At 43.9% G+C, this 25,009-nt stretch carries 23 protein-coding genes and 1 tRNA gene; 13 read left to right on the forward strand and 11 right to left on the reverse strand.

From position 1 onward, the window contains the following. Window positions 1–42 precede the first annotated feature (42 nt). The 3 genes from FKN16_RS07080 to FKN16_RS07090 all read left to right on the forward strand — a co-directional run bounded on the left by FKN16_RS07080 (window position 43) and on the right by FKN16_RS07090 (window position 2,904). Window positions 43–723 (forward strand): TIGR00153 family protein, encoded by a 681-nt coding sequence (locus FKN16_RS07080; protein WP_031780508.1) that lies wholly within the window; start codon window positions 43–45, stop codon window positions 721–723. A gap of 131 nt (window positions 724–854) precedes the next feature. Then, window positions 855–2,114 (forward strand): inorganic phosphate transporter, encoded by a 1,260-nt coding sequence (locus tag FKN16_RS07085; protein ID WP_005395948.1) that lies wholly within the window; start codon window positions 855–857, stop codon window positions 2,112–2,114. Window positions 2,115–2,292: 178 nt separating this feature from the next. Beyond that, window positions 2,293–2,904, forward strand: coding sequence for a TIGR04211 family SH3 domain-containing protein (locus FKN16_RS07090; RefSeq protein WP_031780509.1), 612 nt, complete (start codon window positions 2,293–2,295; stop codon window positions 2,902–2,904). Window positions 2,905–2,995: 91 nt separating this feature from the next. On the opposite strand, the gene ggt is transcribed toward FKN16_RS07090, so the two are convergent. From ggt to FKN16_RS07105, 3 genes are all read right to left on the reverse strand, one after another. Beyond that, on the reverse strand, window positions 2,996–4,726 hold the full coding sequence (gene ggt, locus FKN16_RS07095; protein ID WP_170902363.1) for a gamma-glutamyltransferase: 1,731 nt from the start codon (window positions 4,724–4,726) through the stop codon (window positions 2,996–2,998). Between the two features lie 279 nt (window positions 4,727–5,005). Beyond that, window positions 5,006–5,689: a general secretion pathway protein GspB gene (locus tag FKN16_RS07100; RefSeq protein ID WP_170902364.1), complete on the reverse strand. Its 684-nt coding sequence runs from the start codon at window positions 5,687–5,689 to the stop codon at window positions 5,006–5,008. Next, window positions 5,689–7,305 carry an ExeA family protein gene (locus tag FKN16_RS07105; protein WP_170902365.1) on the reverse strand — a complete coding sequence of 539 codons (1,617 nt, stop codon included), beginning with the start codon at window positions 7,303–7,305 and terminating at the stop codon, window positions 5,689–5,691. The genes FKN16_RS07100 and FKN16_RS07105 overlap by 1 nt, the downstream gene beginning before the upstream one ends. A 138-nt stretch (window positions 7,306–7,443) precedes the next feature. On the opposite strand from FKN16_RS07105, the gene FKN16_RS07110 reads away from it, so the two are divergent. Next, window positions 7,444–8,664, forward strand: a complete 1,221-nt coding sequence (locus FKN16_RS07110; protein WP_170902366.1) for a multifunctional CCA addition/repair protein — start codon at window positions 7,444–7,446, stop codon at window positions 8,662–8,664. Window positions 8,665–8,892: 228 nt separating this feature from the next. Here the strand turns inward: FKN16_RS07110 and FKN16_RS07115 are convergent, their stop codons facing one another. The 3 genes from FKN16_RS07115 to folB are packed head-to-tail and all read right to left on the reverse strand — an operon-like array spanning window position 8,893 to window position 10,550. Further along, window positions 8,893–9,696: an undecaprenyl-diphosphate phosphatase gene (locus FKN16_RS07115; protein WP_006743204.1), complete on the reverse strand. Its 804-nt coding sequence runs from the start codon at window positions 9,694–9,696 to the stop codon at window positions 8,893–8,895. A 9-nt stretch (window positions 9,697–9,705) separates the two neighbouring features. Beyond that, a complete protein-coding gene (folK, locus tag FKN16_RS07120) occupies window positions 9,706–10,194 on the reverse strand; it encodes a 2-amino-4-hydroxy-6-hydroxymethyldihydropteridine diphosphokinase (protein WP_005395976.1) in 489 nt (162 codons plus the stop codon). Next, window positions 10,191–10,550: a bifunctional dihydroneopterin aldolase/7,8-dihydroneopterin epimerase gene (gene folB, locus FKN16_RS07125; protein ID WP_170902367.1), complete on the reverse strand. Its 360-nt coding sequence runs from the start codon at window positions 10,548–10,550 to the stop codon at window positions 10,191–10,193. The genes folK and folB overlap by 4 nt, the downstream gene beginning before the upstream one ends. 250 nt (window positions 10,551–10,800) lie before the next feature. Between folB and plsY the strand changes: the two genes are divergently transcribed. After that, window positions 10,801–11,412, forward strand: a complete 612-nt coding sequence (gene plsY / locus FKN16_RS07130; protein ID WP_005379857.1) for a glycerol-3-phosphate 1-O-acyltransferase PlsY — start codon at window positions 10,801–10,803, stop codon at window positions 11,410–11,412. Between the two features lie 37 nt (window positions 11,413–11,449). Here the strand turns inward: plsY and FKN16_RS07135 are convergent, their stop codons facing one another. Next, window positions 11,450–12,265 carry an alpha/beta fold hydrolase gene (locus FKN16_RS07135; protein WP_104971245.1) on the reverse strand — a complete coding sequence of 272 codons (816 nt, stop codon included), beginning with the start codon at window positions 12,263–12,265 and terminating at the stop codon, window positions 11,450–11,452. Window positions 12,266–12,438: 173 nt separating this feature from the next. After that, on the reverse strand, window positions 12,439–13,455 hold the full coding sequence (tsaD, locus tag FKN16_RS07140) for a tRNA (adenosine(37)-N6)-threonylcarbamoyltransferase complex transferase subunit TsaD (RefSeq protein ID WP_046874179.1): 1,017 nt from the start codon (window positions 13,453–13,455) through the stop codon (window positions 12,439–12,441). 230 nt (window positions 13,456–13,685) lie between these two features. Here tsaD and rpsU point away from each other — a divergent pair, with 230 nt between their 5' ends. The 7 genes from rpsU to FKN16_RS07175 all read left to right on the forward strand — a co-directional run bounded on the left by rpsU (window position 13,686) and on the right by FKN16_RS07175 (window position 20,551). After that, the gene (gene rpsU, locus FKN16_RS07145; protein ID WP_001145625.1) at window positions 13,686–13,901 is read left to right on the forward strand and encodes a 30S ribosomal protein S21; all 216 of its coding nucleotides are present in this window, start codon (window positions 13,686–13,688) and stop codon (window positions 13,899–13,901) included. 27 nt (window positions 13,902–13,928) lie between these two features. Continuing rightward, a complete protein-coding gene (locus FKN16_RS07150; RefSeq protein ID WP_170902368.1) occupies window positions 13,929–14,372 on the forward strand; it encodes a GatB/YqeY domain-containing protein in 444 nt (147 codons plus the stop codon). 149 nt (window positions 14,373–14,521) lie between these two features. Further along, complete coding sequence (dnaG, locus tag FKN16_RS07155) at window positions 14,522–16,288, forward strand: DNA primase (protein ID WP_170902369.1); 1,767 nt, start codon at window positions 14,522–14,524, stop codon at window positions 16,286–16,288. A gap of 99 nt (window positions 16,289–16,387) precedes the next feature. Continuing rightward, entirely contained in the window at window positions 16,388–18,250 is a 1,863-nt protein-coding gene (gene rpoD / locus FKN16_RS07160) for an RNA polymerase sigma factor RpoD (protein WP_170902370.1), read from the forward strand. Window positions 18,251–18,405: 155 nt separating this feature from the next. Continuing rightward, window positions 18,406–18,481 (forward strand) — tRNA-Ile (locus FKN16_RS07165). A gap of 335 nt (window positions 18,482–18,816) precedes the next feature. Beyond that, on the forward strand, window positions 18,817–19,152 hold the full coding sequence (locus FKN16_RS07170; RefSeq protein WP_025508603.1) for a helix-turn-helix domain-containing protein: 336 nt from the start codon (window positions 18,817–18,819) through the stop codon (window positions 19,150–19,152). Continuing rightward, window positions 19,145–20,551: a HipA domain-containing protein gene (locus FKN16_RS07175; protein ID WP_170902371.1), complete on the forward strand. Its 1,407-nt coding sequence runs from the start codon at window positions 19,145–19,147 to the stop codon at window positions 20,549–20,551. Before FKN16_RS07170 ends, FKN16_RS07175 begins: the two co-directional genes overlap by 8 nt. A 91-nt stretch (window positions 20,552–20,642) precedes the next feature. Here the strand turns inward: FKN16_RS07175 and FKN16_RS07180 are convergent, their stop codons facing one another. The 3 genes from FKN16_RS07180 to FKN16_RS07190 form a co-directional block, all read right to left on the reverse strand. Continuing rightward, window positions 20,643–21,626: a retron St85 family RNA-directed DNA polymerase gene (locus FKN16_RS07180; RefSeq protein WP_170902372.1), complete on the reverse strand. Its 984-nt coding sequence runs from the start codon at window positions 21,624–21,626 to the stop codon at window positions 20,643–20,645. A gap of 122 nt (window positions 21,627–21,748) precedes the next feature. Then, window positions 21,749–22,699: a retron St85 family effector protein gene (locus FKN16_RS07185; protein WP_212756476.1), complete on the reverse strand. Its 951-nt coding sequence runs from the start codon at window positions 22,697–22,699 to the stop codon at window positions 21,749–21,751. A gap of 393 nt (window positions 22,700–23,092) precedes the next feature. Continuing rightward, window positions 23,093–23,257, reverse strand: a complete 165-nt coding sequence (locus FKN16_RS07190) for a helix-turn-helix domain-containing protein (RefSeq protein WP_005480576.1) — start codon at window positions 23,255–23,257, stop codon at window positions 23,093–23,095. A gap of 99 nt (window positions 23,258–23,356) precedes the next feature. Between FKN16_RS07190 and FKN16_RS07195 the strand changes: the two genes are divergently transcribed. Then, window positions 23,357–24,514, forward strand: coding sequence for a hypothetical protein (locus FKN16_RS07195; protein WP_031853610.1), 1,158 nt, complete (start codon window positions 23,357–23,359; stop codon window positions 24,512–24,514). Window positions 24,515–25,009 lie beyond the last annotated feature (495 nt).

Consider the following 25,009-nt stretch of genomic DNA (forward strand, 5'->3'; position numbering starts at 1 on the left):
GTGTATGTTTTTTTAAGGTTATAGTTATTAGGTTGAATGACCATGCCAGTAAATACAATTATGGGGTTATTTGCAAAGTCCCCAATTAAGCCTTTGCAACGCCACGTTGTGTGTGTCAACGAATGTTGTTCACACTTGGTGAAATTCTTTGAAGTATCTTCAAAGGGTGACTGGGAAAAAGCATCTGAAATCCGTGCACAAATTTCTCACCTAGAGAAAGAAGCGGACGTGCTGAAACGTGAAATCCGTCTAAAACTGCCTCGCGGTTTGTTCATGCCAGTAGACCGTACTGACATGCTTGAGCTTCTGACTCAGCAGGACAAACTTGCAAACCTGGCAAAAGACATTGCTGGCCGTGTATATGGTCGTCAACTTGTCATTCCTGAGGCTCTCCAACCAAACTTCCTCGCTTACGTTCAACGTTGTCTTGATGCTGCCGATCAGGCGCAAAAGGTAATCAATGAACTTGATGAATTGCTAGAAACCGGCTTCAAAGGTCGTGAAGTGACGCTCGTCGCTGAAATGATTCATCAATTAGATGTCATCGAAGATGATACCGATGCTATGCAGATTGAACTTCGTCAACAGTTGATGGCGATTGAGTCTGACATGAACCCTATCGATGTCATGTTCTTGTACAAGATTCTTGAATGGGTAGGTGGTATTGCCGACCAAGCGCAGCGCGTAGGTGCTCGTTTGGAAGTCATGCTATCTCGATCTTAAAACATAAAGTTAACGACATAACGAAGAGCATAATAAACACGTGTCATAGGGACGATGACTATTTTCATCGTCTTATGGTTTGGCGCGCGTAAAATTTTGTTCCGCTTGTTATAAAACAACTAGGTATTACGATGGATATCCTTGCGAACTACGGCACTGTCCTGATTATTGTTGCAGCGATTTTTGGTTTCATGATGGCGATTGGTATTGGCGCGAACGACGTTGCTAATGCGATGGGTACATCAGTAGGTTCAAAAGCGCTAACCGTAAAACAAGCTATCATCATTGCGATGATCTTCGAATTTGCAGGTGCTTACCTTGCAGGCGGTGAAGTAACCGACACTATCCGTAAAGGTGTAATCGAAACTTCTTTATTTGCTAGTCAACCTGACGTTCTTGTCTACGGTATGATGTCTGCTCTTTTGGCTGCGGGTACATGGTTACTTCTTGCCTCTTACATGGGCTGGCCAGTATCTACGACTCACTCAATCATCGGTGCAATCATTGGTTTTGCATGCGTATCAGTAGGCACTGAAGCGGTTGACTGGGGCAGCGTTCAAGGCATTGTTGGTAGCTGGATTATTACGCCAGTGATTTCAGGTTTCTTTGCTTACGTTATCTTTGTCAGCGCACAACGTCTGATTTTTGATACTGAAAACCCGTTATTCAACGCCAAACGTTTTGTTCCTGTTTACATGTTCATCACAACAATGGTGATTGCACTTGTAACTATCAAAAAAGGTCTAAAACACGTTGGTCTTCACCTAACCAATGGCGAAGCTTGGATGTGGGCAGCAGCAGTTTCAGCACTCGTGATGGTTGGCGGCTATGTATACATCCAGAAAAAATTCGCTAATCGCGAAGAAGACCGCAGCTTTTCTGGCGTGGAAGGTATCTTCAGCGTTCTGATGGTTATCACCGCTTGTGCAATGGCATTTGCACACGGTTCAAACGACGTTGCAAACGCCATTGGTCCACTGTCTGCTGTAGTATCGACTGTTGAACATATGGGCGAAATCAGCACGAAAAGCACCATCGCTTGGTGGATTCTACCTCTTGGTGGTATTGGTATCGTGGTCGGTCTTGCGACACTGGGTCACAAAGTAATGGCAACCGTTGGTACAGGCATCACTGAGCTAACTCCTAGCCGTGGTTTTGCAGCTCAGCTAGCAACCGCTTGTACTGTTGTTCTAGCTTCTGGTACTGGTCTGCCAATCTCAACCACTCAAACATTGGTTGGTGCGGTTCTCGGTGTTGGCTTTGCTCGTGGTATCGCGGCACTAAACCTGGGCGTAGTTCGTAACATCGTGGCATCATGGATCGTTACACTACCAGCAGGTGCGCTATTGGCCGTTGTATTCTTCTACGGACTTCAAGCGATGTTCGCTTAAGACACTCGTCAATAGAATGTAAGCGCTTTGTCATTATTGACTCAAACGCACAGAAAGGGAGGCTTTGCCTCCCTTCTTTGTTGCACCGAAGTTTGAAACTGCATACTATTCGTCTATTTCCGGCTCCAATCATTCGGTGCCAACGCTGTCTCCAAGAAAAATCGTTAAGGGATTTACTGTGAAAAAACTAATCATCACGGTTTTGTTTACTTTGCTAGCAGCGCCAGCGGCCCTAGCAGCAGACCGTTATATTTCTGATGACCTCTTCACTTTTATGCACTCAGGTCCAAATAACACCTACCGTATTATTGGTAGTGTTAATGCCGGTTCTAAAGTACAACTGATTAAAACCAACCGAGATACTGGCTATACGCAAGTTCGTGATGACCGCGGTCGTACTGGTTGGGTACAAAGCAAGTTTGTGACAAACCAAGAAAGCATGGCGATTCGCCTTCCTCGCATTGAGAAAGAGCTAGCAGAAGTGAAAGAGCAGCTTGCTAACGCTCGTAAAACTTCTGATGCAGAGAAAGCTGGCCTTGTTACCTCTCTAGAAACGCGCAACCAACAAATTTCCGATCTTGAGAATAAATACTCTGAGATCAGCGACCAGCTTACTTCTGTTGAAACAGAAAACCGCGAGCTGCGCGCTAAACTGGATACACAAAAAGACGACATGCTGCTTAAGTACTTCACTTATGGCGGCGGTGTTGCAGGTTTAGGTTTGCTATTTGGTTTGATTCTGCCGCATGTCATGCCTCGTAGAAAACGTTCACCTGCGGGTTGGGCATAAGTCCTTCGCCCTTTTATCTATAAAAAAGAATGCAAAAGCCAGTCGATATTCGACTGGCTTTTTTGTTTGCTTAGTTCTACGGTAATCTGTACTACTCCCCCATTGAACTAGACGCTCGACGACGATCCGTTGCGCCATAAAGCTTGCCATCTTTTAGCTCAATTGCATTCAAACCACTTACCACTGGAATAACGTGTACTGGGTAGCCAAGCGCCATAAACTCCGGCACCAGCATTTCTGCGAAAGTTTTCTTTTCCACCAGCAAGCCTGTCGGGTCATAAGACTTGGTGCGGTCTATCTTGGTACCGTACTGGATGTTTGGTAAGTCAATAGCCTCTTGCGCTGATAAGTTCCAATCCAGCACGCCAACCAAGGTTTTGAGTACATACCCCGGGATTTGCGAACTTCCTGGTGAACCGACAACCAAACGCAAGTTATCATCACTGTCCATCACCATTAATGGCGTAATGGCTGAGCGTGGACGCTTACCCGCTTCAATCGAGTTTTGAGTAGGCTTGCCGTTAACCGTTGGTTGAGGTGAAAAGTTTGCCATTTGTGCATTCAAGATAACGCCATCAACCATGACACCAGATCCCATTCCCGTGCCAACGGTACTGGTCATAGCAATCGCATTACCTTCCCTATCAACGATAGAAATGTGCCCTGTATCTTTGCTCTCGAAGCCTTGATATTGCGCATACTGAGTTTGCGTTATCTGTCCTGCTTTTGGATCCTCTTTTGAGGTGCCATTATCAGGGATTAAATCACGTCTCTGATCTAGATAGGCTTTAGACAACAACTGTTCAACTGGCGCTTCCAAATAATCCGGATCTCCGGCATACGCAATACGATCAGCTTTTGCTAAGCGCATCGCCTCGGTCATTAAACGCCAAGGCTCTACATCAGTTAATGCCATCTGAGATATATCGTACGGCTCCAGCAATTTCAGACTTTGAGCAACCATCACACCGCCAGAGGCCGGGTAACCAAACGAAACGATTTTGTTGCCTCGATAATCGCTTTCAATAATATCGCGAGATTTCACCTGATAGTTTTTAAAGTCCTCTAACGACAATTTCTCATGCTGATCGTTAATACGACTATTCACCGTATCAACAATATGTTGACCAAGTGCACCACCATACAAATAGCGATCGCCTTGCTGAGCTATTTTCTCTAGCGTCTCAGCCATTTTAGGGTTCTTCATTAACGTCCCTGTTGGCTTCACTTCATCATCTTGCCAATACAAGGCTTTAATTTCTGGGTCGCGAGCCAAACGCGTTTGCTCTCGCACGACGATATCATAGGTATAGCTATTCATCGCGTACCCATCACGCGCGAGCTTAATCGCAGGTTGAACCAACTCAGACCATGGTAATTTGCCGTATTGCTCATGAGTGGAATAAAGCAAACGTAAGGTGCCCGGTACCGCAACGGAGCGAGGCCCCAAAATTTCATCGCGGCTGAGTGCTTTCCCATTTTCAATAAACATCTCAGGGTGAGCGCTAGACGGCGCTTCATCTCGCCCATCAAGGGCTAAAAACTTCTGCTTGTCATGTTGATAAAACAGCGCGAAAGTACCGCCGCCAATTCCCGTCATATCTGGCTCAACTACAGACATCACCATCTGCATCGCGACCATGGCATCAACGGCGTTCCCGCCCTCTTTCAATATTGAATAACCATTGCTGCTCACGTAAGGGTTGGTCGCGCTGACCATAAAATCTTGTCCGTTATTATCTGGTGTTATAGGGAAAGGGGTCGGCTTTGCTGCGTAACTTAACGACGCAACAACACTTAAAGAAAAAATCAGAATACGCATGTGTCTCTGTGTAGACTCCTGTTATTTCATGGGGTCTAACGTGGACCAGGTCGTGATGACGAAGTTCGTGAATATGGCGCTTTTTTACACAACGCTGACTGGAATCGCGCTATCAATAGTTGAACGATATTGGTGCTATTTAAACGACTTAGAAAAGCTATATTTAGCTTGTGTGAGTCCCTAAAAATCATCACTCAAATAGATGAAAAAAGACCTTATGAGAAACAAAAAAGCCAGCGACATGACCTCGCTGGCTTGATGATTTACTATAAAAAACGGCTACCCTTTCCACTCATACAACGCTGGGATACGAATTTTCTCACCTTGGAACTCGACAATCACCGCTTGCGGTTGTATTTCTCTTAATGTGACCTGCCCATCAACAACGTCTCCTTGATGATATTCAACATTGTTAATTTTCACCCAGCGGCGATTTTCATCACTGGCATACATGTGAGTTTGCAAATTGAGCGCAGGTAAACGCCCTTGCCATTGGTGAGCGTTGCGCTCTAAATCGTTCACGCGCACCGTTTGTGGTGAAGGCGCATCATCTCGGGATAACGCATTTTCGACCTTTCGCGCCAAATCAGGAGATAATGAGGACAAGTCAAGATCATCCAGAGACAAACCTAGGTCCTCTTCAACTACTGAAGTGCCTTGAGTTGATACAGATGTTTCTATCTCGTCTTTGTTTGCTGTATTACTCACATATTCATCAGATGTTGCAAACGTACCAAAATCACGAGACAGCTCTGCACTTGGCCACTCTCTTGGCAATTGCGCCAACTGAGTAGTTTCAGGGTAGTCCAATGCTTTGAACGGTTGTTCCGCTTCCATCTTAGCCTTAGGGGCGGAAGTACTAGCTTCAGCATGAGGCGTAAGGAGATCTAAATACCAAGCAACTCCGATTGCAGCAACGGTGATCGGCAACAAGAACAAACCAATATGTTTCATGGCTGACATTATGCGTCCTCCTTCTCGATTCGTGCCAGTTGAGGCGCATCTGGCTGCACGTTTTGTTGAAGACGATCTAGCGTCCGCTTACCTGCAATGCCGTCGACCCCAATACCTTGCCAACGTTGGAATAACTCAACGCGCTCTTTCATCGCACCATCAAAAATAGACGTTTCAAGCAGCGGCTCACTTACCGCTTCTGCTAATAATCGGTCTAATACTTCGATCGCAGGGCCTTCCATGTCTAAACGTAATGTCTCTTTCAACGGTGCTTGCCACAGTTCAATGATATTGCCTTGCCACATCGGCTTTAGCCACGAAATAGGCAGACGCAGACGCTGCTTGCCATTGAGCACTTCGACTTTGTCATTGCCGACGGCGTACAAAATGACATACCCAACATCACCTTGATAATTCAACTCCAAAATCACAGGGCGATTTTGTTGCATCAGCAGCGGCCAGGTCGCCATTTTACGCTCACAACGCATGGTCGATTGGGGTTCTGATAAACAAAGATTGTCGCGAACCGATGCTTGATAACCCCACAAACGATACAAATCATTCACGGCGAGATTCGACTGTTTTTGTGCTAACAATAAGTCACGCTGATCATCTGTCAATTGTTGGTTGACGACTATTGGCGTTGGCTCCTCTCTTGGTGCACTCACTTGCGCTAACACTGACGTTGCTTGAGCTGGCATATAATTCACGACCGCCCACCCCGTACCTAATGCCGCAATAAGACCCACCGTGACAGAGCCCCAAGCAGGCCAGCGGAAAGTACGGCGCTCTTTTTTATCTTGCTGATAAATATCTGCCTGAAACTGCATTACCTCTTCACAGGCCTGCTGAACGGTTTGCTTATCCACCACCGCATTACCTTGGTGATAACTGATGTTGAGAGATTTATCACAGATAAGATTAATCAAGCGCGGGATGCCGTGACTGTATTTGGCAATGAGTTTACAAGAAGCACGATTAAACAGTTGCTGGTCACCACCTGCCGTATGTAATCGAAACGCGATGTAATCTTCTGTCTCTTTTTCATCCAACGGCAACAAGTGATAACGCCCAGTAATGCGCTGAGCGAGCTGGCGTAGTTGCGTCGTTTGTAATAGCCGCTGTAATTCAGGCTGTCCGACCAACAACACTTTGAGCAGTTTTCTGGTATCGGTTTCCAAGTTGGTCAACAAACGTAACTGCTCTAAAACGTCGGCAGCAAGGTGTTGAGCCTCATCAATGACCAGCAATGTCTGCCAGCCTGAGCGATAATTACGCAGCAAGTATTTGTGAATCACTTGGTTTAGCTGTTTGAGGTTTGCATCTGGCGGGTAAGTAATTTTGAATTCATCGCAAATAGCTTCGAGCAAGTCTCGACTCGAAAACGTGGGATTTAGGATCAGACCCGCTTTGGTGTTATCACCTAAATTCGCCAGCATCGCTTTTGCGACGGTCGTTTTGCCTGTACCCACTTCGCCAGTAAGCATAGCAAAACCACCGCCATCGCCTAGCCCGACTTGGAGATGTGTGATTGCCTCTTTGTGACGTTGGCTTAAATACAAATAACGCGAGTTTGGAACAATCGAAAATGGTTGTTCTACAAACCCAAAAAAGTCCTTATACATTAGGCTCTCCAGCTAAAAAACCACCAGGGAATAGTCAGATATAATATAAACATAGCTGCATCTACTCTCGGGAGTAAAGAAAAGTACCATTGCTTGCTACAATGTCCAACGGCATATCAATAAATTAAGAGGTAATTCGTGCAAGTTTATTTAGTAGGTGGCGCAGTTCGAGATAAATTGCTCGGAATTGATAGTTATGACAACGACTGGGTGGTCGTAGGTGCGACTCCCGATATGATGCTGTCCCAAGGGTACACCGCCGTTGGCAAAGACTTTCCTGTATTTTTGCACCCAAAAAGTAAAGAAGAACATGCACTTGCGCGAACGGAAAGAAAGTCAGGGTCTGGTTATACTGGCTTTGAGTGTTTCTTTGATCAAAACGTAACCTTAGAAGAAGATTTAATTCGTCGTGATTTAACTATTAATGCAATGGCAATGGAGAGTGATGGTACGATCCATGACCCATATGGTGGCCAGAAAGATCTCAATAATAAACTACTACGCCATGTCTCAGACGCTTTTGTCGAAGATCCTCTACGCGTTTTACGTGTCGCTCGTTTTGCTGCCAAGCTGGCTGATCTAGACTTTACGGTTGCCGACGAAACCATGCAGTTAATGCGCCACATGGCAGAATCTGGAGAGCTGAGCACACTGACTCCCGAGCGTGTTTGGCAAGAATGGCATAAATCCCTTTCCACTCCTCGCCCTGATATTTTCTTATCGGTTCTAAGAGATTGTGGTGCATTGACCGTTGTTTTACCTGAAATTGATGCACTATTTGGCGTACCTCAACCAGAAAAATGGCATCCAGAAATCGATACGGGCATCCATACTTTGATGGTGGCAGAGCAAGCTGCAAGACTGAGTAACTCACTCCCCGTCAGATTTGCCGCTCAAGTGCATGACTTAGGCAAAGGGGTAACACCAGAGAGCGAATGGCCAAGCCACAAAATGCATTGTCATACAGGATTAAAACTGATCAAAAAGCTGTGCGAACGTGTCCGTGTACCGAATGAGTTTCGTGATTTAGCCTTGATGGTGTGCGAACAGCACTCCAATATCCATCGCGCGGCCGAGTTAAAGCCGCAAACCATCATAAAAATACTCAACAAATTCGATGTGTGGCGCAAAGCTGAGCGCTTAGAAGATATTTTAATATGTTGTCAGGCTGACCATGCGGGTCGAAAAGGGTTAGAAGAGAAGCCTTATCCTCAAGCTGAGATTTTTACCCACGCTTATCAAGCCGCAGCCGCCGTAGATGTTCAGAGCATCATTAAGGATGGATTTAAAGGCCCAGCAATACGTGATGAACAAGAAAAGAGACGGATTGAAGCGGTAAGAGTCGCTTTGAATAAGTGATCTGAGCTCAGATTAATTAACCGAATTGTATTCATGCCAGGCCATTCCAGCGAGCCTTAGCGAGACTAGGAATCTAATATCAGCACGCAGGGCAGTTTTAGAAATGGCCAACGCCACAAGAAACTCTGAGAGAAGGTTCTGAACCTCGCTCCTTCGTCGCTGTTCAGAATGACGTTGTGGTTTAGGTATGCAGCTTGCGGTTAAGCAAGCTGCCAATCCGTCGCGTTATCAGGCGCTAAGCAAGAACGCAAACAAACCGAAACCTAGAATCAGACGGTAAATCACGAACGGTGTCATGCCCATTCGTGAAATCATCTTTAAGAAAAAGTGGATACAAATATATGCACTGATAAACGATGTGATGATACCAGTCAGCAAGAAGCCAATATGGACAGGTTCACCACTGGTCACTAGCTTCATGCCTAAATAGCTACCAGCTAATGTAATGATCGGGATCGACATTAAAAATGAAAAGCGCGCAGCCGCTTCTCGAGTAAAGCCGAGGTAAAGTGCAGCCGTAATGGTCGCCCCTGAACGCGACGTTCCAGGAATCATCGCTAAGGCTTGAGCAATACCGATAAACACGGCTTTCTTCCAACCCGTTTGGTATTCATCCGCAACCAACTTAGCGTTTTTGTCTACCCACCAAAGCAACAAACCAAATACGATCGTTGTGGTCGCGATGACATAAGCGCTACGTAGATACACTTCAATGATGTCTTTCATCAACAAGCCAAACACACAAGCTGGAATCGTGGCGATCACGATCATCCAAGCAAGTTTTGCTTCTTTACTCCGATCTCCTTTAAAGATCGAAGCAAATAATGCCTGGAACAGAGTGATCACTTCATGGCGAAAATAGATCACTACCGCCATTAATGTACCGACGTGAACAGCAACATCAAAAGCTAGACCTTGGTCTTCCCATCCCAAAATGGCGGAGGGCAGGATCAAATGGGCAGAGCTCGAAATAGGCAAAAACTCTGTCAGACCCTGAATCAGAGCCAGAATAAAGGCTTCAAAATAACTCATGTAAACAACTCAAATTAAAAATGAAAAAGAAACAGGTTTGAGTGAATCGACTGGCTGCATTGCATGCCAAATATCTGCGACTGTGCGTCCATCGCCTGGGATCACTAATTGAGGTTCGAGATCATACAGAGGCTTTGTGACAAAAGGATATTTGTAGATATCACTGCGAGGTAGCTCAGGTTTTTTCGTGGAGACGCATTCACCGAACAACACTATATCGAGATCCAGTGTTCGATCCTGATACTTTTGCGCATTTTCTTCGCGTCCCCACTTAAATTCAATCTCACGTAGCTGATGACTCAACTCTTCTAATGACAACTCGGTACGCATTGCAACGACAAAGTTGTAGAAGTTCTGGCTGCTAAAGCCAATAGGTTCACATTCATATACCGGCGATACGAGGAGACTTTCTCCAAGCTGTAGCAGCTCCTGATACGCAGCGAGCGCATGTTGTTCTCTTTCTACATTCGTACCAACACCGATATAGGTGGTGATCATGCTTGACCTCGCTCAATCACGACACCAACAGCGCGTGCTTGTGGCACTGCACCAGGTTTTGCTAAACGGATTTTCACCCAAGGCACAGAGAAACGCTGCATGATAAGCTCTGCCACTTCTTCGGCTACGCGCTCAACCAACAGAAAACGACCATTTTCAATATGGCTCAGTACCGCCTCACTCACTTGCGAGTAATCCAACGCATCTTGCACATCATCACTTTTACCCGCAGGCTTATTGTCGTGCGCCATTTCGATATCCAGAACCAACTTTTGTTTAATTTGTTGTTCCCAGTAGTACACGCCAATCGTGGTGATTACTTCTAATTGTTCAATAAAAACTTTATCCAGAGCCATCTTATGTCCTTCTATTACAGAGGTCGGATACCCGTGAGGGGTAATTTGATCGTAGTATTCTATACCTAAGTAACATTTCCTTGGGTCATCACAATGTTACTTAGGTATAAACTGCGAAAGCATCTTTATATACAAGAAATCACATAATGCAAGCTCTATCACAGTGAGGATTTCTGCATTATGTGAATTCGAGGTATGATAGCAACTACGCGGGAACCGAGCATTAAATTCCAATCCATCAAGGACTTCTATGGACGCACTGGCACTGATAATGACAATGGCCGCCTATTTACTGGGTTCGGTTTCCAGTGCGGTTTTGATCTGTCGACTCTTAAAACTGCCAGATCCACGCAGTGTAGGCTCCAACAACCCTGGAGCAACGAACGTATTGCGTATTGGCGGACGAGGAGCCGCTGTTTCAGTCTTGTTGTGCGATATGCTCAAAGGCACCATCCCCGTATGGGGCGGATACTTTCTTGGTATCGACCCTATTATTCTTGGCGTCATCGCCATTGCCGCCTGTCTCGGGCACATGTACCCCATCTTTTTCCACTTTAAAGGCGGAAAAGGTGTCGCAACCGCGCTTGGCGCTATCGCTCCAATTGGTTTGGACTTAACAGGATTAGTGATGTTAACTTGGCTGTCAGTAGCCGCGCTATTCCGCTATTCATCGTTAGCGGCTCTCGTCACGGTTTTGGTCACTCCGTTTTATACCTGGATGTTTAAACCGCAATACACGTTACCTGTTGCTATGCTGTGTTGCTTAATCGTATTTAAGCATCATCAAAATATTCGTCGGCTTTTGTCTGGCGACGAGCCCAAAATTGGCGAAAAGAAACTGACACAAAAAAACTCGGCTTAATGCCGAGTTTTTGTTTAGAGAACGATGCATTCATTGGTTATGCATGAACTCGATTCAGGAAGTTCAACAACATTTGGTTGACGAATTCCGGCTGTTCTAAACAACTGATGTGTCCCGCTTGCGGAATTTCTACCAACTCACTGCCCGTGATACAGTCTTTCATTAAATACGATTCGAAAACCGGGCGAGGCTTATCTTCACAGCCCACCGCAATTAACGTCGGCAGAGCGAATTTTTCCGAATCTTCAATCACATCACGGCGACCAAACACCATGCGACCAATGCGAGCCACTTCAACCGCACGCTCACCACTCAGGCTTTCTAAACTGCGTTTGAATGCAGCGACCAACTCAGGATTCACCTGCTCAGCGTTATTAGCAAAAAACAATGGCACGACAGCTTCAATAATTGGCGCAGGCACCGCTTGGACTTGGCTGATGGTATCAAGCATTGCAAAGTACTTTTTATACGTAACTTCTGGCTCCCAACCAATGAAGGTATCCATCAATACCAGTGATTTCACACGTTGCGGTGCTTGAGCCGTCAGTTCCGCTCCCCACATGCCGCCAACAGATAAGCCCACCACCGAAAACTCTTCAATGTCCAAATGATCCATCAACGCCAACATATGTTGTGCATAATCAACTAATGACTCTGTCGATGCAGGGGCCGCTTCTGACTCACCATGTGCCCACAAATCTGGCACAATACAACGATATGACTGGCTTAAAACTTCAATTTGTGGCGCCCACATTTGGCTATCCCACAAATAACTGTGACCAAACAGTAATACTGGACCATCACCTTTATCAAGGTAAGCAAGTTGCTGACCTTCAATTTCAAACTTATTCATTGTTATATCCATTTCTTATTCTTCCGCACTATCCTATCACTGAAACGATACCGAACTGCTCGCATCAGTCAGAGTGTAAACGAAGCTTTTCATTGAATAGCTAAAAATAAAGGCCTCTGATGAGCAGAGACCTTTATCGTAGTGAATCTATTAAACCTACCGCATAAGTTTGATTAAGCGACTGGCGTCAGTTGGTCAATCGGCCAACGTGGGCGAGCCTCTACCGACATATCGGCCACTTCGCCATTCTTCAAACGCTGCATACCAGCGTAAGCGATCATCGCACCATTATCCGTACAGAACTCAGTTCGTGGGTAGTAAACCTCGCCGCCAACTTTCTTCGCTAGCTTCTCTAACTCTGCACGTAAACGACGGTTAGCACTCACACCACCAGCAATAACAATACGCTTCATACCTGTTTGCTCAAGCGCGCGTTTACATTTAATCGCCAATGTTGCACACACGGCTTCTTCAAATGCCAGAGCGATGTCTGCGCGAGTTTGCTCGTCATCGCCATTCGCAGCAATCGTATTTGCTGTAAAGGTTTTCAGGCCAGAGAAACTCATATCCAAGCCAGGGCGATCAGTCATTGGGCGCGGGAACTTAAAACGACCCGGCGTGCCTTTTTCTGCTAGTTTAGACAACAGCGGGCCACCTGGGTAATCCAGCCCCATTAGCTTCGCCGTTTTATCAAACGCTTCGCCCGCAGCATCATCAATCGACTCGCCTAGAATTTTGTACTCACCGATGCCTCTCACTTCGACCATCATCGAGTGACCACCCGACACCAACACTGCCACAAACGGGAATGGCGGTGGGTTATCTTCCAGCATTGGAGCCAACAGATGACCTTCCATATGATGAACAGGTACCGCTGGCACTCCCCAAGCATAAGCAATACTGCGACCAATAGTAGCGCCCACTAATAGTGCACCAACGAGACCCGGCCCCGCGGTGTACGCGACACCATCAATGTCTTTCGAAGTTAAGTTCGCTTCTTTTAGTGCCTCTTTAATAAGAGGAATGGTTTTCTTTACATGGTCACGTGAAGCCAACTCAGGCACCACTCCACCGTAATCTGCGTGCAGTTTTACTTGGCTGTAAAGCTTGTGTGACAGCAGACCTTTTTCATCATCATAAATCGCGATGCCAGTCTCGTCACAAGAGGTTTCAATACCGATAATGCGCATGGTTTTCTCAGTATGCTTTCTGTATAGAGGAAATTTGGGCGTCATATTACCTCGCCTTGGTGCTGCAAACAAATTTTGTACAGACAATAATCGACAAAAGGCTTTACAAAGTAGTTGTGATCGGATTAAAATTCCGCACCATTTTTGATCAAGCTGGTAAGAGACCAAACAATTGTGATTTGGTCTGTTGAATGCCAGCGTTAACGAATAACCCCTGAGGTGAAAGGCATATGCCAGTAGTTAAAGTACGTGAAAACGAACCGTTCGACGTTGCTCTACGTCGTTTCAAGCGCTCTTGCGAAAAAGCAGGTATCCTTTCTGAAGTGCGTCGTCGTGAGCACTACGAAAAACCAACTACAGTTCGCAAACGCGCTAAAGCAGCAGCTCAAAAGCGTCACGCTAAGAAGCTAGCTCGCGAAAACGCTCGTCGCGTTCGCCTGTACTAATAACTGAGCTCCAAAAGGAATTTAGTTATGGCTCTGATTGATCAACTCAAAGAAGAGCAAAAATTAGCGATGAAAGCCAAGGACAAATTGCGCCTTGGTACTATTCGTTTAGCCCTATCAGCAATCAAGCAACGTGAAGTTGACGAGCAGATTACTCTGAACGATGACGACATTCTTGCAGTATTGACCAAAATGGTTAAACAACGTCGCGACTCTGTAGCGCAGTATGAAGCAGCGGGTCGTCAAGATCTTGCTGATGCGGAACAAGCAGAAATTACCGTTCTTGAGGACTTTATGCCTCAACCACTGACAGACGAAGAAGTAGCGGCTCTTATCGAGAACGCGATTGCTGAATCTAGCGCAGCTGGCATGCAAGACATGGGCAAAGTAATGGGCGTTCTGAAACCGCAAATTCAAGGGCGCGCAGATATGGGTAAAGTAAGCGGTTTAGTTCGCGCTAAACTGGCTTAAGATACCCCACCCAATTGCAGCAAGCCGTGCTATCCTTTGGAACGCACGGCTTGTTTGTATCTGGATGAATGGAATGAAATAAGTGAGCAACACGCTTATTCTTTTAAAGCATTCACTCCACTCATCATCTTCTTTTTTTGTTAGGTTTTATGGCTGGACACATCCCTCGCAGTTTTATCGATGACCTTCTAGCTCGACTTGATATTGTCGATATCATCGACGCACGTGTGAAACTTAAGAAAAAAGGCAAAAACTACGGCGCATGCTGCCCGTTCCACAACGAAAAGACACCCTCATTCAGTGTCAGTCAAGAAAAGCAGTTCTACCATTGTTTTGGTTGTGGTGCGCACGGAAATGCCATCGACTTTTTGATGGAATTCGACCGGCTAGAATTCGTCGAAGCCATTGAAGAACTCGCTTCATACTTGGGCTTAGATGTTCCTCGCGAACAACGTAGTGGCGGTAATGGTTCGTTCCAGTCAGGCCCACAAGCAAGCAGCAGTGAAAAACGTAATCTATACGACTTAATGGGCAGCATTGCTCAATTTTATCGTAACCAACTCAAGCAGCCAGCAAGTAAAGTGGCGATTGAGTATCTAAAAGATCGCGGCCTGTCTGGTGAAATCGTCCAGAAGTTTGGCATCGGCTATGTGGCTGATGAATGGGATTTAGTTCGTAAGAACTTTGGCCAGAATAAAGAAAACCAAGACATGCTCGTCACAGGCGGCATGTTGATCGAAAACGACAAAGGCAACCGCTACGACCGATTCCGTGGTCGAGTGATGTTTCCTATTCGAGACAGACGCGGCCGAGTGATAGGCTTTGGTGGTCGAGTATTAGGTGATGGGACACCGAAATATCTCAACTCACCCGAAACCCCGATATTTCATAAAGGTAAAGAGTTGTATGGCCTTTATGAAGTACTACAAGCGTACCGTGAGCCACCACAAATTTTAGTGGTTGAAGGCTATATGGATGTTGTCGCGCTTGCTCAATATGGCGTAGATTATTCCGTTGCCTCATTGGGTACCTCTACAACGGGCGAGCACTTGCAAGTGTTATTCAGGCAAACAAGCACCGTCGTATGTTGTTACGACGGTGACCGCGCAGGCCGTGAAGCCGCGTGGCGTGCCATGGAAAATGCATTGCCTTACCTAACTGATGGTCGCCAGTTAAAATTCATGTTTTTGCCGGATGGAGAAGATCCCGACTCTTACATCCGACAAAACGGAAAACAAGCATTTGAACAACAAGTGTCTAATGCGATGCCCTTGTCTGAATTCATGTTCAGCTTATTGACTCAGCAAGTCGATATGAGCACGAAAGAAGGCATGGCAAAGCTGAGTACCCTTGCTGTTCCTCTCATCGACAAAGTCCCTGGCGGCACTTTAAGACTATACTTGAGAGAACTGCTTGGCCGCCGTTTGGGTTTGGTTGATGAACGCCAACTACAGCAGCTAATTTCAAAACAAGGTAAAGAGGATAAAAGACCTCAACCTCATAAAGAAATCAAGCGAACGCCGATGCGAGAAGTGATCGCGTTACTGATTCAAAACCCACAATACGTAAGTATGGTGCCAGATCTAACTAGCGTTAGAGATTTACCCATTCCTGGTCTAAGTTTATTTGTTGATGTACTTGATAAATGCCAAGCGCATCCCCATATCAACACAGGCCAATTATTAGAGCATTGGCGAAACAGCCAAAATGAGACCCTTCTGTCTCGTCTCGCGAGTTGGGACATTCCACTCGATGAGGACAACCAAGAAGAAATATTTTTAGACTCACTGGATAAAATTATTGCCCAGTGCGTAGAAAAACAAATTGAAAACCTGCAGGCCAAAGCAAGAAGTGTCGGTTTATCAGCCGAAGAGAAAAGGGAGCTGCTAGCACTTATGCTAGATTTAAAAGCGTAACCCTGTTTAATTAGTCAGCAACGATTTAATTTGTTATAGTAAGTGGTTTGCATTTCGCATACTGATTCCTTCACCAGATTACGAAGTTGGATACCGTCTATGGATCACAATCCGCAGTCACAGCTAAAGTCACTTGTTATTAAAGGCAAGGAACAAGGCTATCTGACCTACGCCGAAGTAAATGACCACCTACCTGCTGAAATCGTAGATTCAGAACAGGTAGAAGACATCATTCAGATGATCAACGACATGGGCATTAAGGTAGTAGAAACTGCTCCTGATGCTGATGATTTAGCACTGAACGATGACACAAATATTACCGATGAAGATGCAGCCGAAGCTGCAGCCGCTGCACTGTCTAGCGTAGAGAGTGAGATTGGTCGTACCACAGACCCAGTACGTATGTACATGCGTGAGATGGGTACTGTCGAACTTCTAACTCGCGAAGGCGAAATCGACATCGCAAAACGTATTGAAGAAGGTATTAACCAAGTTCAATCGTCTGTTGCTGAATACCCAGGTACGATTCCGTACATTCTTGAGCAATTTGACAAAGTTCAAGCTGAAGAACTGCGTCTTACTGACCTTATTTCAGGTTTTGTAGACCCAGATGCTGACGACACCGCTGCACCAACGGCAACACACATCGGTTCTGAACTGACTGAATCTCAGTTAGAAGAAGAAGACGATGAAGACGTTGATGACGACGAAGATAGCGATGACGATTCAGATGATTCTGAAGAAGATGTAGGTATCGATCCAGAGTTAGCGCTAGAGAAATTCAACCAACTACGCAGCACCTATCAAAATCTTCAATTAGCAATCAGCGAGTACGGCTATAACAGCCCGAAAGCAACCGTTGCTAATGAAATGATGCTAGACGTATTCCGCGAGTTTCGTCTAACGCCTAAACAGTTTGATCACCTAGTGAATGAACTGCGTACTGCTATGGATCGCGTTCGTACTCAAGAACGCCTTATCATGAAGTCTGTGGTTGAATACGGCAAAATGCCGAAGAAATCATTCATCGCGCTGTTCACTGGTAATGAATCAAGCGAAGCTTGGTTGGATGAAGTTCTTGCTTCAGACAAGCCATACGCTGAAAAGATCAAACGTAACGAAGAAGAAATCCGTCGTTCAATCGCTAAGCTAAAAATGATTGAAGAAGAGACTTCTCTAAACGTACAAAACATTAAAGACATCAGCCGTCGTATGTCTATCGGTGAAGCAAAAGCTCGCCGTGCGAAAAAAGAGATGGTTGAAGCGAACTTGCGTCTTGTAATTTCTATCGCGAAGAAATACACCAACCGTGGCCTACAGTTCTTGGATCTTATCCAGGAAGGTAACATCGGTCTGATGAAAGCGGTAGATAAGTTCGAATACCGTCGTGGTTACAAGTTCTCGACTTACGTGACATGGTGGATTCGTCAGGCGATCACTCGTTCGATTGCAGACCAAGCTCGTACTATCCGTATTCCGGTTCACATGATCGAAACGATCAACAAGCTAAACCGTATCTCTCGTCAAATGCTGCAAGAGATGGGTCGCGAGCCACTACCGGAAGAACTGGCTGAGCGCATGCAGATGCCAGAAGACAAGATTCGCAAAGTTCTGAAAATCGCTAAAGAACCTATCTCAATGGAGACACCAATCGGTGACGACGAAGATTCGCATCTAGGTGATTTTATCGAAGATACAACGCTAGAACTGCCGCTAGATTCTGCAACTGCAACTAGCCTTAAAGTGGCAACAAAAGACGTGCTTGCAGGTCTAACGCCACGTGAAGCGAAAGTACTTCGTATGCGCTTTGGTATCGACATGAACACTGACCATACTCTAGAAGAAGTTGGTAAGCAGTTCGACGTTACTCGTGAACGTATCCGTCAGATCGAAGCAAAAGCACTACGTAAACTTCGTCACCCAAGCCGCTCAGAGACTCTGCGCAGCTTCCTAGACGAATAAACGCAGCGTATATAAGCTTTTAGAAATCAAAAAAGGTGACTTTAAGTCACCTTTTTTATTATCTACTGTTCTAAGTGGATAAAAACTAAGCGCAATTGCCCTAGTTGGTATCTAGACACCTTGCAACGCTTCCCCTATAATCGTTGTCCTATTAAGGCCCCTTAGCTCAGTGGTTAGAGCAGTCGACTCATAATCGATTGGTCCCCAGTTCAAGTCTGGGAGGGGCCACCAAATTCCAGAAGGTTAGTAAGCGTAGTGTTTACTAACCTTTTTTTGTACCTGACGATTTTGGGTCAGGTAATGGGTCAGGTAAGCCCCAATCACGCACTCTTCTCTGTCTTCTCCCAATATTAATCCGAATACTACGCTGTTGCCAAATGTGTCCTTCTGGCTGATAAAACTCTCTCATAGAGAACAAAGAGAGGTATTAAACTCGCAAACCAGCCATAAGTAACTTAAATTGCACTTATAACTAATTTCTTATACAGTCACGACAAAAGTGAGTTATAGTGAACTTATATATTAAGACGAACCCAATAGTGACAAAAGTACATTAAAAGGCACTTATGAAAAAAGGTAAGATGGTAAAGGCACAACCTATGCCTGATTTGAATACCGAGTTCAGTATGGAAACGCTGGGGAGCGCCATTCGCTCAAAACGCACCGATAGAGGCTGGCGTATTGATGATCTCGCTTCAAAAGCCAACTTATCTCGTAGAACAGTCATGAAAGTAGAAAAAGGCGATACCAGTGTCACCTTTGCCAATGTACTCATCCTCATGGACATCTTAGGGCTGTCGTTACGCCTTATCGATGTAAACCTATTTGTTCGTCCACATAGCCAAATACCCTCCCAAGCTGAAAACAGCGTGAGAAGCAATGAGGACGGTTGGTATGAGTAAGTTACAACAGTTAGACGTGTTTATCGGTACGAATACCAAAATTGGTCGTTTGATTCTTCCTGTCGGAACAGAAACAGAGTTCTCATTCATCTATGAAGATGAATGGAAACACTCTGGTTTCCCGATTTCGCCACACATCCCTTTCGATGATCGGGCTTCACCACGTAGTATTGAGAACTACCTCAGAAATCTCCTTCCTGAAGGAGAAGCCTTTGAGGAGATGATACAAAACACCACTATATCCAAAAGCAACACGTTCGGGCTGATTCGTAAGCTTGGTGCGGAAACATCTGGCGCATTGTCTTTTCGAGTTCCAGACTCAGAACCTGGGGAAACTAGTTTTAGAGCTGTACCTGATGATGAACTAATAGAACGACTAGAGCGAAATCTAGCGCCATTAGTGTATTGGGACGGTAAGGTTCGCCTTTCGGTTGCTGGTGTTCAAAACAAGTTAAACTTACTTAAGCGCGGTGATGAGTGGGGGTTTGGTGAAAGCAAATTAAGTTCGAACTACATTCTGAAATTTGAAAGCGGTAAAGCACCGTGTATTGCTGTTAATGAGTTCTTTTGCATGACATTAGCCAAGCTAGCAGGTTTGGACGTCGCTAATGTTGAGTTAACCCGCATTGGGAAGACTAGGACACTGATAATAGAGCGGTTCGATCGTGCCTATATCGCGACTCGTGATGTCGTTCAACGAAAACATGTGATTGATGGCTGTCAGGCAACTGACTTACCTCCAGGTTACAAATACGAGCGTCAGAATGGGGATGAAGGCGATGGCGTATATATGCGTGATGGCGTTTCTTTCCCACGCCTACTGAGCGTAAAAACCATAGACACGGTAATCACCAACCTAAAGCTCACCCAATGGATGCTCTTTAATCTAGCAACGCTAAACTACGATGCCCATGGTAAAAATATTAGCTTCTTCGTCACCCCTAAAGGGCTGGAACTAACCCCTTTTTATGACTTAGTAAACATAGAAGCTATCGCTCAAGAGGGAGCAAAACGCAACTCACGAAGCGGTAAATTGTCCGCTGATGAGGGTCGTGCCGCCAGTATCCCTCAATATTTTGCAATGTCGATTGGAGATTGGGAAAGTGAAGACTTTCAAAATCCGCCGAAAGGTAACTTCAAACGCCCTATCACCAGCTATGATTTAGCTGAATTCGGCGCTCTGCTGGGTTATTCAGGCACCAAAATGGCTTCCATAATGGTAGAAACCGTTGGTGCTATAAAAAACACCCTGAAGGAAGCGATTGAACTTACCGAAGCTCAAGGAATCGAGGATCGAGAACGTGAACACATAGAACTATGTGTCTCACTCATCCAAACAGAGTGTGAATACTTGCTATCGCAAGCCGACGGTGTGCCAGAAATGAGTGAGCTTCTTTAATGTAAATGTAAAACCTAGTAACTAATCAAATTAGATTCTACAGCGACATACCTGATTTGATTAGTTAGTTACTACAATATCTTTATTTATTCTATTTAGGTGACGTTGCTTTGATGAAAGGAATTGAATCAAAAATATCATTATTAGGAAAAGCATTCTTCAGAGCTATAATATATTTTATCAACCGATTGAAGTTGCTTTCATCAACACTTTTAATGTACGCCAGCCAGCCATTTACTTGAGCAAGTTTCGATGTATCACTTTTTAGCATTGTATAAATTTCCGCTCGCATTTGACGATATTTCTTACGACCAATCCCAACGCTATCAGTAGAGATAACTAATCCTGTTACTTCTTTGCGTTTTCTGGTTCCACAAATCTTAGTTTTTCGGGGATTTAGAATAAAGCCTTCATCTTGTAGTATCTCTTCTATCATTGGTTGTGCTTTTCTGATTTTGGCCTCATTAAAAGCTGACAAGGTAATATCATCTGCATATCGCGTATACATAATACCCTTAGGGCCAGAATACCCCTGTATTCTTGAATCTAAACGTTGACAAGCTAAGTTCGATAATTTGGGGGAAGTTGGAGCACCTTGAGGTAGGCGACCGTTAAACGTACATAGACAAGTAAAAATGTGACTTATGCTTTTATTGTATCCGATAGAGTGAAAAATACTGTAAACATGGGATGCAGGGACAGAATGAAAAAAATCTTCTAAATCAATATTTAATAAAACATGAGCACCAACATGAGGGGCAGCATTACTTAATATTGACTCGCCTATCTCGAATCCTTTGGAATTTTGGGAGGAATTTAAACGAGACAAAACGTTCCTTAAAATCCATGATTGAGCAGCTTTCATTGCTCTTGAAGGTTGGGCTATCTCTCTTTTCCCTCCTGTTTTTTTATCTAGATGATAGACTTTGTAGTGGTCATCAGATTTATAAACTAACTGTTGGACTAGTCCCGTAGACAAACGCATCTGGCTGGATAGTTCATCTAGATTGGTTACTGGAGGTAATCCTAAATTTTTTAGCCTACTTAAATTTTTGGAATCTTGTAACGTTGTCATGATAAGGGTACGCACCTTTACGTCAAAAGTTCACATTTAGAACTTGCGAGTCTAAAACGAAGTTTTAGCGAGCAAGAACTAAATGAGCTAATATATCTGTTTTCCTGAAGGACAGCGAATCACTACCCAGTTGTATTCCCGACTTTTTCGAAAATCAACTCGCTAAAGGTGCGTTCACTCATCCTATCATAACAAACGCCTGATTTTCTACGATATTGAAAATTCATGACCTCGATACGGACAAGATCTAGACGATGACTTGTAAACTTTGATAGTACATGTGTCTCACCACTTTTTGTCATGTCATAGCCTATAGTTGTTTTCATTATCATTCTTTTAGATTGCAGTCTTGTTAGTGCTGAGCGTGTTGCTATATCAGACATCACATCATCTTGTTCGGTAGCTATTTTGAGCAATGTTTTTAAACTATTAAAATCAATGTCCTCTATTAAATATATGCAAGGAAGAATAAAGTTTTCTGCCTCCAAAATATTCGTCACATTTTTCTTCACGGGATTGTGCTTTTGAATCTTTGTGACCGAATCAGATACCAACCTGAAATTTTTGATACTGTCTGAAGGACAATCCAGTTTATCGTAATCTACGTTGATAACCTTCCCAGTAGCTGAAGCTTTGATTAACCTATTAGGCCCATAGTTTAAAAAGCTTCTTTTATTTTTATAACGCTGATTAGCAACACATATTAGCTTGTTCACCAACATTGGGTTGCTAGAAAAAGCGCCTAGCTCAGCAAAAGAGCCAGGACTTTCAGGAAGAATGACAATAGCATCAACAGAACTAGCCAAAATGTTTTCGAGAGCAAGTAAACTGTGTTGACCTTGCCCTGCAAGTAAATCATCAAACAAACTCTCAGGATACAGTAGCTCATACTGAATCCGACTTTGATTCTCTTTAAGTAAAGATGCCATTTTGAAACGGCCTTTAGTTTTATCTTTGATATCAGCACCACATAAGAAAATGGTCCTTTTTTTCGCAAAGACAGGGACATAAATCCGCTCTTTTATCACGTTTGCAATATCTACTAGTTGTGATGTTGAAAATGTCTTTCTCACTACCTTGTCCCTGATGAAACCCTTATGAATCATTACACTATACTATGTCGATTAATGCTCCAACTACGATATCGATCTCATTCACACATCGAGAGTCAGCAAACTCTTGCGAGTCTCAATATGACAGAACTTTTATATCCTGTTATACCACCCAACAGTTTTCTAATTTGGTGCATTTTCAAGATCAACAACATCACACCACTCAATAAACATACAAGTCATTAAAGCATAATTACCAGACTTGATACATGGATTAAAATCAGGTATTTAGGGGCATACAAACAGCTAGAACACTGTTCTAGCAAGAGCATTTTTTATTTATTAATTAAATGAGCAAACTTTAGTTTTTGATGATTTGAGCGAGAACACTGTTCTCGCAGTAACAAGTTGCATCTATTTTTGTTCTTCTAGCCATCGCTCAATGTCTTTTCTCTGCCAGCCCACTACCCTAGAACTAAGCGTAACAACGGGTGGCATTTTTCCATCCCGACGCCAACGCCACAAAGTACTTACGCTTACCCCGATTTCTTTCGCTAACTGCTCTTGTCTTACAAACATTTTATTACCTTTATTTCCTATTATTTAGTCGCATCTTAGATTCTCATCACCTGACTCATAATATAGAATAAGCAACAAACCATATTGACATGATAACTAATGAGCTTAGATCAAAAACGCAATGCATTGAGAGTACAGCTAGAAACAGCAATTAATGACTTAAAAAACCAGGCCGAATCTCAAGGTTGTAAAATTGCTCAGCGACGTCGTTCTGGGTATTTATACGCTGTCGATGCCTTTCGGAACATTGTTCTCGAACCATGGTTTAACACGTTACTCAGTCAACATGGTTCTGTACTCCAAAAGCACCGTAGCTCCAACGCTATCAAGCTTGCAGATATCGTAGAAATTTATGGCGGATTAAATAAAACAATTAAACTTATTGAAACGGTGCTAGATTTGCGGGGGTTCGGGCTTGATAGCCAGCAACACACTGATTATTTAGATCAAGTGCTCTGGGGATTAAAGGATCTGCGTTCACTCACTCCACAACATCAAGAGGAAGAGGTTCGTTGGAACAGTGTTCTACCTTACTGCGCACTATGCTGGCGTCTACGCAGCCGATCTCACTACTACTGCGAAAAACACCATCCCATTAAATCCACTAAACTTTATAAACAGCAAAAATACGCAGTTATCACTGCATTGAAACACCTGCCCAACCAGAACAGCACTGCTTACGAAAAGTATCTTGCACAGCCTAACAAACAGAAAAAGTTAGGACGACAACTGTATGATCTGGTCAGCGGCTATGCGCCGCATCCACGAGTATTTCTACGTCACTGTAAAGATAGCGCTATGTCAGGGGACTGGATCACACTATCAAAGAACATTGTTCAGACATGCAAAGTGACTTATCCAGCTAGCTATAAAAAAATAAAACAAATCAAACCAGATGATTTTAGAAACTGGCCCTCGTGGTGTATCGCGATAGTGAGATGTTTAGATCCTACGGAGCCAAATGCTTGGAACGAAAAAGAGTGCCTGACGCTTTTCAATGAGTTGAATACTTGGACCACACTGATTGGGATCTTGCATCGCTTTGAGTGTGTAGAACGAATCAATAGCATTGAAACTAGACGTGGCCCGAGCGTTGGATATGGAGCGAATCTAAAACAACACCAGCAGATCAAAGACCTGTTAACACAACAACTAGCCACGAATAACAAAACTAACCTAAGTGATATCGCCAGAACGCTTGGGCTTAGCAGACAACGCATACACCAGATCATTAAAAAACATCAATTGCTCTCCTAAGCAGCAAAGTGACTGTGCAAAAAACAATCGAATTTATTTTACATTTTTAATTATTAAATCAAATAAAAATCATAAATATAATTACGAATAATTTAATTATTAAGTTGAGCCAAGATAATTATGGCAATAAAATGGTTTTTACTTATTAACTGTTTCATGTTATAACTATTATAACTGTTATAATTATTATAAAGTTATAATTCTAATATAACGTTCATCTATTAAAATTTGGATTCTTAAACGGAATATTCTAATTTTTAGGTCTAAATTTTAGTGCCACCATTGGCTCATTCGCTGCCCACCGTGGCATTTCCTCTGCCATCCTTGACAGTTTCGCTGCCAATCTTGGCAAAACAATGTGCCAAGAAATTTTGGTTTAAAAAACTTAGGCAAACATACAGTGCATTATTTTAATAAATAAAAAGTAACACTTTGTGTTTATTATTTTCTATATATTATATTCAAGGTAAAGAAAAATATTTATTTGAATAATGC

This window comes from Vibrio sp. 11-4(1) (assembly GCF_013048625.1).
Classification (GTDB): domain Bacteria; phylum Pseudomonadota; class Gammaproteobacteria; order Enterobacterales; family Vibrionaceae; genus Vibrio; species Vibrio diabolicus.